The sequence below is a fragment of the Glutamicibacter sp. M10 genome (genome assembly GCF_025452055.1).
Lineage (GTDB): Bacteria > Actinomycetota > Actinomycetes > Actinomycetales > Micrococcaceae > Glutamicibacter.
The window spans coordinates 2,404,135-2,417,048 of record NZ_CP104918.1; the positions used below are offsets into that span (position 1 = coordinate 2,404,135).

The following is a 12,914-nucleotide window of genomic DNA, read 5'->3' on the forward strand; positions in this document are numbered from 1 at the left end:
TGCACCGATTAGTAAGTTTTGATTCGCCTAAACCGCGTGGGTATTAGGCCAAGACATTTGAGTAGGCCACAACTCCGCGCTTGACCTGGTCGACAGCCTTATAGGCATTGCGCACAAGCATCGGAGGCAACTCAGGGTTCTTGGCAAACTGATCCAGGGTGTCGATGACCTGTTTTGCCCAGCGTACAAAGTCCCCGGGCGCCATATCTGTGCCACGCAATGCGCTGTTCAAGCTTGCTCCTCTGGCCCACTTGTACATTGGCCAGATCAAGCCCGACTCAGGTGGCGCAGTTGGATCAAGGCTTAATGCTTCCTCTGCGTCAGAGAGCTCGCCCCAAATCTTGATCGTGCTATTCCAGATGTCCGCGATCTTGTCGGTAGGCATCTTTGGATCTGCACGGTCCCCGTCACGACGTGCCTGATAGACCAAGCTGGCTACCACTGCGCACAATTCGTCAGAGTTGAGCTTGGTGAGCTTGCCGGTTTCTAGGATCTGGCTGGTTAGCAAGTCTCGATCGCCGTAGATCCTTCGCAAACGCCGGCCGGAATCAGTCAGCGTGAAACCTTCATCATCTTCATCAGGAGTAAGATATTCGAACTGCTCCAGAACCTTGCAGACCTTGTCGAATTCCGTAGCAATGGTATTGGTCCGCCCGCGGATCGCTCGACGAGCTTTCTCAGTATCCTTTTTCAGCTTCCAATACCGGTCAGCCCAACGCATGTGCTGGTCTTTCTCGGAGCACGAATGGCAAGGATGATCTTTGAGCTGTAGACGCAGCTCATTGATTTCGCGCTCGGTTGAGTCCGCACCTTCGTAATTGAACCCCTGCGCATCCAGACGCGGTGGACGTTCCTCATAGACAGCATTGTGCAGGGAGGCCGTTAGATCACGACGCTCCTTGGGCGTACGTCCGCTGAAACCTTTAGGGATGCGAATCCGAGAAATGATCTCTACCGGACCGGTCAGGTCATCAACGGACAAACGTCGAAGCTGACCTTCTTCGGTGAGAACGGTGTGGCGCGGGTTGTACATGGCGGTATCAAGTTCGATCACTACGGCTCGGCCGAATCGACGGCCACCTGGCAGATCTACCACATCACCGCGCATTACTGCCTGCAAGGAGCGTTCGGCAGCTGAGCGTCGCTCGGTGCGCCTGCTCTTTGCGGCGTTCTTTTCCATGGTGGCTAAATTGCGCTGTAACTTCAGATATTCCGTGAAGTCGCCCAAATGGCATTCCATGGACTTGGCGTAGCCGGCCAGTGACTCTTCCTTGGAGCGGACCTGTCGTGCCATGCCAACCACCGAACGGTCGGCTTGGTACTGTGCAAAGGACGATTCCAAGATTTGTCGTGTTTGTTCGCGTCCAAACTGCGCCAGCAGGTTGGTGGACATGTTGTAGGTCGGGCGGAACGAAGAATTCAGTGGATAAGTACGCTTTGAGGCCAGACCTGCGAGGGATTCTGGTTCAAGCTCCGGATTCCATACAACGATGGAGTGGCCTTCTACGTCGATACCGCGACGTCCTGCACGCCCGGTGAGCTGGGTGTATTCGCCGGAAGAAATTTGTACGTGGGATTCACCGTTGAACTTGACTAGCTTTTCCAAGACCACTGAACGGGCTGGCATGTTCACGCCTAGCGCCAAGGTTTCGGTAGCGAATACAACCTTGATGAGGTTTCGTGCAAAGAGGTCTTCCACGATCTCTTTGAAGATCGGCAGTAGTCCGGCGTGGTGTGAAGCGAAGCCTCGAACCAGACCATCTCGCCAGGCCCAAAATTCGAGAACGTCGAGGTCCTCGCTCGGAATCCGATACGAGACTTCTTCGAGCGCCTGCGCAATTTCTGCTGCTTCTTCATTAGTCGTCAGGCGAAGGTCGGCCATGGCGCACTGTTGCACAGCCATATCGCAGCCCTTGCGAGAGAAAATGAAGAAGATCGCTGGAAGCAATGATGCACGGTCTAACTTGCCAATAACCGAGGGACGGTTGACTCTTTGGCCGAAGCCAGAACCACGCTGCGGTCCTCGACTGCCTTTTCCGCGGCCGCGCTGAACGCGTCCACCGGAATTGTGGGTACGGACCAATTTGCGCAGTTCAGGGTTAACGCTGGCCTTCGCTTCGCCTTCTGCCACCTTGTCGAAGGAAACGTCTTCGGCAAATAGGTCAACTACGTTGGAGCCCACCATGACGTGTTGGAACAGCGGAACAGGTCGGTGCTCCGAAACGATAATGTCGGTCTGTCCACGCACGGTATCTAGCCATCCACCAAATTCTTCGGCGTTGGAGACAGTGGCTGACAGGGAGATGATTTGCACGTTCGACGGAAGGTGAATGATCACTTCTTCCCACACCGCGCCACGGAATTTATCCGCTAGGTAATGGACTTCGTCCATGATGACGTAGCCAAGACCGTCCAGTGTCTGAGAGTCGGCGTAAAGCATGTTACGCAAGACTTCAGTGGTCATGACGACAATCTGAGCTTCAGAATTGATTGAGGTATCACCGGTGAGCAGGCCAACGCTTTGCGCACCATAACGATTGACCAGTTCCGAATATTTCTGGTTGCTCAGGGCTTTGATCGGGGTGGTGTAAAAGGCTTTACGGTTTTCCCGCAATGCCTGGAAGATGGCAAATTCACCGACTACGGTTTTGCCGGCACCGGTTGGCGCAGCAACAAGAACGCTGTGCCCCTCGGTGACCTTTTGGCAGGATTCGGCTTGGAATGGATCCAATTCGAAAGAGATGCTGGCACGAAAATCAGGTAATGCAGTGCCCTGCTCGACCTGCCGTGTCTTGGAAATCGCGTATCGTTCCGCGGGTGAAGTCACTTGTGGCCGTTCTCTTTCTCGCCGATGAATTACAGCTGTGAGTTGGGTTCGTCGAGAGGACTAGGTTCTTGGATGTTCGAGGAATTTCCCTGCGCCATCCGCTCGTTTTCAGCGTCTAACGCCGCTTGCTTCTTGGCACGCTTCTTATCGTTGAAGTGACAGAAGACCGTAGCTGCTGCAAAGGTCAAGAAGAGCGGACCGGCCAAAGCGAACATCGTAATCGCGTCGCCACCAGGAGCAGCCATTGCGGCGACCAAGGCAATCAGGAAGACAGTGATACGCCAGTTCTTCAGAATGACCTTGGCCGGCAGCACGCCTACCAAGTTCAGTCCAACCATCAGCACGGGCACAAGCATTGCGCAACCGAAAGCGAGCAGAAGCCGAATAATGAACGGCAAATACTCGTTGATGTTGATCAGGTTAAGCGAGTTCTCCGGAGCCAGGCTGATGAAGAAGTGCAGGGCGAATGGCAGCACAAAATAAGCCATCGCAACGCCGCCGATAAATAGCGGAACCGAGACTGCGACGAAGCTGTAACTGAGGCGTCGCTCGTTCTTTTTAGACCTGGAACGATAAACGCCCAGAGCTGATAGAGCCAGACCGGCGATGAGATCAGAATTCCGACGAACAGCGCAACCTTGATCATGATGTCGAATGGCGACATCACGGCCGTGAAGTTCACTGACCCGCCAGCGGCCTCAACCGGAGCGATAATCAGCTCAAGAAGCCAGTCGTAAAGGAAGAATCCTGCGACAGTGCCCAGCGTCAATGCGATGAGCGATATAAAAAGGCGGTTCCGGGCTTCAATCAGATGCTCTTTAAGAGACATCCGCCCTTCTTCGTCCTTGACCCGCTTTTTCTTAGTGCGCGGTGTCTTGTCTTTATCTATTGCCACTGAGGAAGTCTACGAGTTGTTCTTTTCGTTTGGATTCTGTTCGTTGACGGTGCCGTCAACAGTCTCAGATTTGGGATCGTCGTCCTTCATCTGGCGCACCTCAGACTTGAAGATGCGAAGCGACTGACCCATCGAGCGAGCCAAACCTGGAAGCTTTGGAGCTCCGAAAAGAAGCAGTGCCAAAACGATAATGACGACTAAGTGCCATCCCTGTAAACCACCCATGTGATTTCCCTTCTCTCAAACTAAAGTCTACGTCAGAACAGGCGAAGATCGCGCATGTTCTGAGCTTGGCCACGTTCTGCACGACGGGTGACCCGACGTACCCGGCGGGCCTCGATCCGTTCGACCTTACCTATGCTGCGCTGGGCACGAATCTCCTCTGGATCACCGTGCGTGGCGTCGGTGCCGTGAGGATAGCGTCGCGTGTTCTCGGTGTACGCAACGACCGTGCCAGGCTGGCTCAGCCCAGCACTAACATGATCTGCAGCTGCGCCTAAGGCGTCGACTACTGACATGCCGCGTTTGAACAGCCTGAAGCCTGCGAGCACAGCAAGTAGCAATGTCGCCAAAGCTAGGACAGTCCACAATAGGACCCAAAACCACCAAGGAAGCATCTATCAATCCTCATACATTCCGATGGCCTCGTCCAGCCACAGCACAACTTGTTCGCGCGTAGCGTCAGGAGAGACCACAGCCAGTTTACCGCCATGGCGAGCGATCAATGGCGCTGCGACCTGATGATCTGAGAACCGGACGGTGGCCAGATAGCCATTCTCGACCTTACCGGTGGACCATGAAACTGGATGGAACGCCTCAATCACCGGCAGAATATCAGCATCAACATAGAGAATTACCTCTAGATCTTCGGCCTGTGACTGATAGTGAAGCTGCACATCTTGTTGATCATCGTGTCGCGGCGTGACGTCGAACTGTTCATCAAGCGTTTCTGCGCTTAATACTCGATCGACACGGAAAGTTAGCATGCTTTCACGAGTTCGGCACCACGCCCGCAGGTATTGAACTGACCCATCTTCGATCATTCGTACAGGTTCCACGTCGCGCAGTTGGTGAGTTCGAGAACTAGCGGAGTAGTAATCAATGCGAACTACGTTTTGCTTCTTGACGGCCTGAACCAGTTGTTGCGGGATGTCATTCTCACGAGCCTTGGACAGAGCGAAGCCCAACGCGCCGTTCCACCCCTCAAAACGGGCCACCGCCGAATTAACCTTGCCCAGGGCAGAAGCCAGAACATCTTGATGCTCAAACTCTGGGATGCTCGCCAGTGCGTTCAAACCGCCAAGCACGGCAACTGCTTCCATGGGCGCAAGTTTTTGTGGCTCAGCCAGCAGCGCCGCATTGGAAATAGTGACTGTGTCAGACTCTAAATCCCCGTCGTTGACGTTGATCAACTCGTCGTGCTGTCCGTTCGGGACACCACACATCATGATCATGGCCAATTCTTCGCGGATCTTGGCAACGCTCATGGAGTAGCGTGTTGCCAGTTCTTCGATTCCTACCGCACCATGGGCCGCGACATACTGAATCATGTCGATATTTCTCATGACTTGGGTGGTGGTAGTTCCACGCCCGGTTGCCCTGTTGGGGCGGAACTTCGCCTGCGAGTAGCTATCAATCCCCTGCTGTGCGACCTGGGTGGCCCGAGCCGCGCTCAAGCACAGCTGAACCTGCTCCGCTAGGTGCGCCGGTGAGAGGACTTGGACGGCCGGCCCATAAGCGGCAAGTTCTGCGGCAAATGATTGTGGGTCCGAATAGCCAATCTGAAGTTGCGGGTTATCACTGTTCCCGTTCAGCGACTGTGCACGTAGTGGGATCGCCTCATCGCTGTGCAGCTTGATGGTGGCAATATGTCCCGGGTGCTTCAAATCAAAATCTTGCAGCACCTGATTCATCGAAAATTCAACGGGCCGCTGATGATATTCGCTCGTCGTTCCGCTATGCCGGGAATTTGTGAATTTTCCTTGCACTCGTGACAGGCGGAAAACACGGACGTCCTCACGACTGTGATCAAATCCGGTGAAGTACCAGTTACCGTAGCGCTGCCCGATCCCCCAAACATCCACGTTGCGTTCGGTCTGAGTGCCTTGCGAAGAAACGTAAGAGAACTTCAGGGTCTTGCGGTTAAACACCGCCAGCGCACATTCTTTGAAATTTGGTTCGTCCATGGACAAGCGTGGCACCAGCGAGCCCGCGAGCGGAGAAACCGGTGGCGTCGATTCAAGATGTCCGGTGACTCGTGCCGCCGCGTTCAGACCCAGAGCCTGTAGCTTGGTGTCTTTCCATAGGCTCGCAGCCAGGGCAATCATGCCGGCCTCTGCAGGGCTGAATTTCACTGGGGGTAAGAACCAGTCAGTTGTATCTAGGCTGTAGTACGGCACGCCGTCAATAGACTCTTTGTTCAGCTGCAGACCAAAGTCATTGCGAATCTCGTCTTTGAGTCGGTCTAAGGCCTTCTCGCGGGTATCGGCTGAGCCGTCTGGCACGAGGTACTCGCCGATTAGATCGGCGTTGAACTTCCGGGACTTGGTAGCCAGGGCATAGATCAGGCTGGTTAGGCGTTCTGCCTTGCTTGGTCCGCTGGATTGCTTTGTGCTCACGTGCTTAGACTAACCAACTTTCTACCTTACTGAGAGCTTTTAAGACAGCTATGGCCCCGATTGTTATATCGGGGCCATAACAACGTCGTCGAATTACTTGGTTCCGACGAGATCCACTACGAAGATCAATGCTTCATTAGGACCGATGGCACCTGGGGCGCCACGCTCACCGTAGGCAAGGTTGGACGGAATATCCAGGCGGCGACGACCGCCAACCTTCATACCCAGCAGGCCCTGATCCCAACCCTGGATGACCATACCGACTCCAACTGGGAAGTCCAAGGTCTCGCCACGGTTCCATGAGGAATCAAATTCCTCGCCGGTGGACCAGGCAACACCAACATAGTGTGCCTGAACGGTGGTGCCAGGAGTAACTTCAGCGCCGGTTCCCTCGACCAGGTCGGTGATGACCAGTTCTTCAGGAGCGTCGGTGCCTGGGAAGTCGATTTCCGGCTTGGTGCGGTCGTAGTTGCGTTCTCCGAACGACATAGTCACGGCCTTTCTCAGTCGTGGTTAAGACGATTACTTGCTGTCAGCAGCAGTAACTGATTCCAATTCTACGTAAAATACCAGTGGTCCGGTTGGCGAACCGTTGCTCGAGGTATTTCCATAAGCCTTATCGGCTGGGATGGTCAGCAGAACCTTAGAACCGGCCTTCAGACCAGTCATGCCCTCGGTCCAGCCCTTGATCACCTGATCAAGTGAGAATTCGGTGGAATCCTTGCCGAAGTTGCCGTCGAATTCCTTACCGTCTGCCCAGGTAACACCCGAGTACTTGGCCTTGACCTTAGAGGTAGCGGTGGCTGCTTCGCCCTTACCCTCTTCAAGGACGTCTACTGCCAAATCTTTAGGAGCTTCAGTGTCCTTAGGAATGGTGATGGTCGGCTTGTCGTCGGTGACCTTGACGGTAGGAAGCTTGCCTTCCTTCTTCTGCTTGGCGACGTCATCCTTGCTCATGGTGCCGCTGGCAGTGGTGCTGTCTTCAACATGCAAGACGATGATGCGTTCAGCCTTGGCGCCTTCTGCAGGTTCTGCGACCGAACCATCAGCCTGCTGAGTGCCTTCAACGGTGGAGTAAGCGATCCAGTCGCCTACCTTAGAGTCTGACAAACGCTCGTAGAGCTCCGGCATCTGCTCCTTCATCGTGTCATCAACCGTCATGTCGGTCGCTGCACCAGTGAAGTTTTCGCCAGCGGACAACCCGTCAATCGCCTTGTACAGGCCCGACTTGATTGAAACAGTATCGCCAGGGTTAACGTCAGCGCCGTCGCCCTTCTTGATATTTACTGCCTCGTCCTTGTCCGTGACAAATGGAGTATCGAAGGAAACCTCAGGTGCCGTCTTGTCGTCGGCTGCTGGCTTGACCGAAATCTTGGACAAATCTGAAGAGGAACCTGAACCGCAAGCTGCTAAGGCTAGAACCGAAGCGGTTGCGCACAATGCCAATACTTTTCGCACGAATCTACTTTCGTTGAAATCAAAAAATGAAAATTTACTCAGATACTCGCTCTGCAAGTATCAAACTCACTGCCTACCACCCTAGGTAGGGTAGCTGTGAAAAGTCTTTCCGCCCGCTGGTTACGCTCGCTGACTCATCAAGTCAATAAGCCTATCCACTTCAGGGTCGTTGACCGCAAATGGATCCTTACACAGCACTATTCCCCCGGGTTCATCCTCATATTTCATGTGAACCCAGTCGGCGCTGTAACGGCGTCCGTTGGCACGTGCTGCGCGAATGAATTTGCTCCGAATCGCAGCGCGTGTCGTTGCAGGTGGGTTCTCCACTGCCTGACGAATCTCGGCATCACTAACCACACTATTGGCCAGTCCCCGGCGTTTAAGCAGGTGGAAAAGACCGCGTGCAGGGTCAATATCGTGATAGGTCAGATTCAGCTGAGCTAGTCGCGAGGATGAAAGCTCCAGAGAGTTCTTCTGAGCATACCCCGTCAAGAGTTTGTGCTTGATGGCCCAATCAATGTCTTTGTCGATCAATGAATAATTCTGAGTCTCAATGGCGGTCAGTGTCCGCTCCCAGAGCTCAAGAACTGTATCCACTTGATCATGGTGGGCGCCGTGGCGTGCCACAAATTCTTTGACTGACTCAAAAAGGATCCACTGAATTTGCAGTGCAGTCGGCTCGTCGCCACCCATCAGCCTGACGACGGTTTTTCCGTCAAAATCATGGGAAATCTGACGGATCGAACGAATCGGATTTTCAAGGCGAAGGTCATGATAAATTTCGCCAGATTCAATGAGCCGAAGCACAAGATCGGTGGCACCAATCTTAAGCAACTGCGTTGTCTCACTCATGCTTGAATCGCCCACGATGACGTGCAAGCGACGATGGTACTCAGCATCGGCATGTGGCTCGTCACGGGTATTAATGATGGGGCGAGAACGGGTGGTCGCTGAGGACACACCTTCCCACATGTGATCGGCACGTTGAGAGAAGACAAACTTTGTCTGATCGTCTTCGGTGATCAGGTGACCTGCACCGCAGAGCAACTGCCTAGTAACCAAGAACGGAATGAGCATGTCGGCTAGGCGCTTAAACTCGATCTTCCGAGGAATCAGATAGTTCTCATGGCAACCGTAAGAATTACCAGCCGAGTCAACGTTGTTCTTGAACATGTAGATCCGGCCTTCGTGGCCTTCTTCTAGCAGCTGGTCCTCGGCCTGATCTACCAAATCAAGCATGAACGCTTCGCCGGCACGGTCATGGGCAATTAGCTGCTTGAGCTGATCGCATTCGGCCGTGGCATATTCAGGGTGTGAGCCGACATCCAGATACAGTCGTGACCCGTTTTCGAGAAAAACGTTCGAGCTTCTCCCCCAGTTCACCACTGGCTTAAATAAGTGCCTGGCGGCATCTTCTGGGGTCAGCCGACGTCCGTCCGATGGGACATAGGTCAGTCCGAATTCGGTTTCAAGACCGAAAATTCTGCGATCCACGCGTGGTTACTTCCCCTCGACTGCACAGTTACTTGGAGTTGATGACAGATGAGCTATGCCCCATGGGCATTAAGGCTCTACTGACCACCCTTTTGCACAAAACCGCGAACAAATTCTTCGGCGTTAGATTCAAGAACCGAGTCAATCTCATCAAGCAGGTCATCGACCCCAGCGGACTGAGCGTTGGTATTTACCTGAATCTGTTCAGTTTCCTGCGACTGATTCTGAGTTGAACGGCGAGCTGAGAAGCTTTCCTGAGTCATTACTATCTCCTAAAATCTTGAATCTCGACTAAGACCTGAGACTCATGTCTATTCTGCGCTGTTTAGCGACGACGAGCTAATTCATCAATAAAATCTGAAATCTGCAACTGCGCATCAAACAAGTCGCCCACGCTCTCTCGCGTTCCGTACAGCGGCTCAGCCATATGGAAACGACTAATCTGCCGAGCGCCTGGAACTGCGAAAGACAATGCATCCCAGTTCGCGGCAATCACATACGGGGCATACCGTTGCAGGGCCATTCCACGCAGATATGCGCGGGTGTCTTCCGGCGGGTTGGTTACTGCTTGATTGATTTGTTCTTGGCTAAACAGGGTTTGCATCGCGCCTCTGGCTGCCATTCGGTAATACAGACCCTTGTCGGTGCGCAAGTCAGCCCACTGTAGATCCATCATTGCGACTCTAGGGTCAGCCAATGACAACTGGTGACGTTGGGTAAACCCGTTGATGAGCTTGTACTTGGCAATCCAATCGACCTGATCCGCGGCTAAAAATGGATCACGCTCAAGGAGCTCAAGAATATTTTCCCAGCGCTCCAAGATTTCGGCAGTGTCTGGATCGTCGATTCCACGCTCGGTGCAATACCTTTGACTGGCTTCTAGATAGAGCCGCTGAATCTCAATGGCGGTGAGTTCACGTCCACCTCGGAGCCTGACCTTTGCCTTCAGGCTAGGGTCGTGGCTAATTTGCTGAAGTGCGTCAACTGGTTCGGCCAGTTCAAGATCCGGAGCCATATTTGCTTCAATCAGCGAGAGCACCAGATTGGTTGTTCCAACTCGAAGCAACGTCGAAATTTGGCCGAGGTTCGCGTCACCAATGATCACATGCAGTCGACGATATTTGTCCCAGTTTGCATGGGGCTCATCGCGGGTATTGATAATTGGACGGTTGATGGTCGTTTCTAGACCGACTTCAGCTTCAAAGAAGTCGGCACGTTGCGAGATCTGAAAGGCTGGTTTTTGCCCAAGCATGCCCTGCCCTACTCGTCCGGAACCGCAGAAGATTTGTCGGCTGGCGAAGAACGGGGTCAGACCTTTGACAATGGAGGAGAATTCGACCTCGCGAGGAACGAGATAGTTCTCGTGCGAACCGTAGGAAACGGACTTGTTATCAGTGTTGTTCTTGTAGAGCAACAGTTCACCGCCACCTAAGCGTTGCGCCGTCACTGCCGCGCGTCGCATCACCTCATCGCCGGCTTGATCCCACAAGACTGCCGCACGTGGAGTTAAGGATTCAGGGCTGGAGTACTCGGGGTGCGCGTGGTCCACATAGAGCCTTGCTCCATTGCCAAGAACCATGTTCATGACAACTTCGGTGGAATCTTTCTCTTGGTACAGAGTTGACCCTACGCGCGCATCATTTCCATCTAAAGCGATGGACTCGGCAGTCCAGATCCCAGGCTCGTCCAAACCCGGTTCAGCGTCGGTGAGCTGGCTTGGATGTGCCTGATCTCGGTCCATGGCAAAACCACGGGCATCCTGCAATGGGGATTCGTCGGCATAGTCCCAACGGGCTGCTGTGGCACTTGTGCTCTGCTCGGCAACTAACTGCGCATAGGCATCAACAATCTGCGCCGAAAGCACCGTGGCATTGGCCTTGGGCATCTGCGGGCGAATAATGCCGTATTCGGTTTCTAGCCCTACTAGGCGGCGCGCACTCATGAGGCGGCCTGATGGTTAACCAAAGAGCGAATGTTGCTAATTCGCTCCCCTTGCGTCCTGAAATTCTGGCCCAGTCATCCGGGTTGGTGGTGTTTGGCATGTCCTCGTGTTCAGCAAATTCTTCGCGAACCGCACGCAACAGGTACTCCATTTTCAGACCGCGTTCGCCCGAGGTTATCAGTGCCTTGATGGCATGCTTTTTTGCTCGGTCAACGATGTTGTGAATCACTGCGCCCGAGGCAAAGTCCTTGAAGTAAAGAATCTCGCTGTCGCCGGTCACGTAGGTGACCTCTAGGAATTCGTTGATCCGCTCCGTTGAATACATCGCGGACACCGTTGAATCAATCATCCGGCGGATGGTCGCTGATGCATCGCCTGAGTCAGCTGACAGTTCGGTCTGATGCAATGGAAGCTTGGTGGTTAGATACTTGCTGAAGATCTCTGTCGCACCAGCTGCATCGGGGCGCCGAATCTTGATCTTCACGTCCAATCTACCTGGACGCAAAATGGCTGGGTCGATCATGTCTTCACGGTTCGAGGCACCGATAACAATGACGTTATCCAGGCGTTCAACACCGTCAATTTCTGCCAGCAGCTGCGGAACAATAGTGGTCTCGACATCCGAAGAGACACCTGTACCGCGGGTACGGAACAACGCTTCCATTTCGTCAAAGAAGACAACAACTGGATCGCCATGCAGAGCCTTTTCACGGGCCCTGGCGAAGATCAACCGGATATGACGCTCGGTCTCGCCCACGTACTTATCTAGAAGCTCTGGCCCCTTGATGTTCAAGAAGTAACTGCGGGAACTGTTGCCCTCTTTACGCTCCAACACACGCTGGGACAGCGAGTGTGCCACAGCCTTGGCAATCAGCGTCTTACCGCAACCTGGAGGCCCGTATAGCAGGATTCCCTTAGGCGCGCTCAACCCGTGTTCGCGGTACAGCTCTGGGTGAGTGAAGGGCAATTCGACCGAGTCTTTGATGGCCTCGATTTGCGAGTTCAGACCACCGATATCGGAGTAGGCAATCTCCGGAACTTCTTCAAGAACCAGTGACTGCATGTCGGTCAGCTGCACGCGACTAACCGCCATGCCACTGCGTGAGTCAACGGTGAGCTGGTCACCAACCCGCAAATGCGTTTTGCGCAACGGGTCCGCTAGTTCGATCACGCGTTGGTCATCGGCTCGTGCCATGACCACGGCAAGATTATCGTCCAACAGTTCCTTGACGGTGACCAGTTCGCCGGTTTCTTCAAAACCTAAGGCAGCCACAACAACCAGCGCTTCGTTAAGCAAAACTTGCTGGCCGATAAGCACTGAGTCGAAGTCCATCAAGGGACTAACGGCGACTCGCATTTTGCGTCCAGAATAGACAACGTCAACGCCTTGGGCACCCGTTGACTCAATTCCTTGACCTGCTTCGGGGTGTTTACGTGGGTGCTTGGCTACGACCGTGCCATAGCTGAACGGGGTGTCCCCATCTCTTTCCAACGCGGACTTTAGGGTAATGATCTGCTCACGCGTAGTCTCCAGCAGTGCAACCAGTCGCTGGTTATTGCCGCTAAGCCCGGAAAGTTGATTGTCGAGATTGCGATTCTTATCGCGCAGTACATTAACTTGGCGTTCGGTCATTTGCAGACGCTCGGCCATTTGTTCTGTCTCGTGATGTTCGTTCACGT

9 protein-coding genes and 2 pseudogenes are annotated in these 12,914 nt (G+C 53.7%); all 11 read right to left on the reverse strand.

Annotated elements, in window-relative coordinates; genetic code table 11:
• Positions 1-43: 43 nt before the first annotated feature.
• The 11 genes and pseudogenes from N6V40_RS11855 to arc all read right to left on the reverse strand — a co-directional run bounded on the left by N6V40_RS11855 (position 44) and on the right by arc (position 12,885).
• Positions 44-2,827, reverse strand: a complete 2,784-nt coding sequence (locus tag N6V40_RS11855; RefSeq protein WP_262197792.1) for a DEAD/DEAH box helicase — start codon at positions 2,825-2,827, stop codon at positions 44-46.
• A 29-nt stretch (positions 2,828-2,856) separates the two neighbouring features.
• A pseudogene (gene tatC / locus N6V40_RS17720) lies at positions 2,857-3,656 on the reverse strand (twin-arginine translocase subunit TatC).
• A 75-nt stretch (positions 3,657-3,731) separates the two neighbouring features.
• A complete protein-coding gene (gene tatA, locus N6V40_RS11870; RefSeq protein WP_131088191.1) occupies positions 3,732-3,947 on the reverse strand; it encodes a Sec-independent protein translocase subunit TatA in 216 nt (71 codons plus the stop codon).
• Between the two features lie 32 nt (positions 3,948-3,979).
• On the reverse strand, positions 3,980-4,339 hold the full coding sequence (locus N6V40_RS11875; protein WP_131088190.1) for a hypothetical protein: 360 nt from the start codon (positions 4,337-4,339) through the stop codon (positions 3,980-3,982).
• Positions 4,340-4,342: 3 nt separating this feature from the next.
• On the reverse strand, positions 4,343-6,340 hold the full coding sequence (locus tag N6V40_RS11880) for a helix-turn-helix transcriptional regulator (RefSeq protein WP_131088189.1): 1,998 nt from the start codon (positions 6,338-6,340) through the stop codon (positions 4,343-4,345).
• Between the two features lie 93 nt (positions 6,341-6,433).
• Entirely contained in the window at positions 6,434-6,829 is a 396-nt protein-coding gene (locus N6V40_RS11885; protein ID WP_131088188.1) for an FKBP-type peptidyl-prolyl cis-trans isomerase, read from the reverse strand.
• A 33-nt stretch (positions 6,830-6,862) separates the two neighbouring features.
• On the reverse strand, positions 6,863-7,798 hold the full coding sequence (locus tag N6V40_RS11890) for an FKBP-type peptidyl-prolyl cis-trans isomerase (RefSeq protein ID WP_131088187.1): 936 nt from the start codon (positions 7,796-7,798) through the stop codon (positions 6,863-6,865).
• A 120-nt stretch (positions 7,799-7,918) separates the two neighbouring features.
• Positions 7,919-9,292: a Pup--protein ligase gene (pafA, locus tag N6V40_RS11895; RefSeq protein WP_131088186.1), complete on the reverse strand. Its 1,374-nt coding sequence runs from the start codon at positions 9,290-9,292 to the stop codon at positions 7,919-7,921.
• Positions 9,293-9,369: 77 nt separating this feature from the next.
• Positions 9,370-9,555, reverse strand: a complete 186-nt coding sequence (locus tag N6V40_RS11900) for a ubiquitin-like protein Pup (RefSeq protein WP_131088185.1) — start codon at positions 9,553-9,555, stop codon at positions 9,370-9,372.
• A gap of 62 nt (positions 9,556-9,617) precedes the next feature.
• Positions 9,618-11,234, reverse strand: a complete 1,617-nt coding sequence (gene dop, locus N6V40_RS11905; RefSeq protein WP_262197794.1) for a depupylase/deamidase Dop — start codon at positions 11,232-11,234, stop codon at positions 9,618-9,620.
• Positions 11,231-12,885: pseudogene (gene arc / locus N6V40_RS11910) on the reverse strand (proteasome ATPase). Before arc ends, dop begins: the two are co-directional and overlap by 4 nt.
• Positions 12,886-12,914 lie beyond the last annotated feature (29 nt).

Excerpts from the sequence above, each read along its gene's own strand:
- tatA (WP_131088191.1), bottom strand. The coding sequence starts at position 3,947 with ATGGGTGGTTTACAGGGATGGCACTTAGTCGTCATTATCGTTTTGGCA.
- N6V40_RS11875 (WP_131088190.1), bottom strand. The coding sequence starts at position 4,339 with ATGCTTCCTTGGTGGTTTTGGGTCCTATTGTGGACTGTCCTAGCTTTG.
- N6V40_RS11885 (WP_131088188.1), bottom strand. The coding sequence starts at position 6,829 with ATGTCGTTCGGAGAACGCAACTACGACCGCACCAAGCCGGAAATCGAC.
- N6V40_RS11900 (WP_131088185.1), bottom strand. The coding sequence starts at position 9,555 with ATGACTCAGGAAAGCTTCTCAGCTCGCCGTTCAACTCAGAATCAGTCG.
- dop (WP_262197794.1), bottom strand. The coding sequence starts at position 11,234 with ATGAGTGCGCGCCGCCTAGTAGGGCTAGAAACCGAATACGGCATTATT.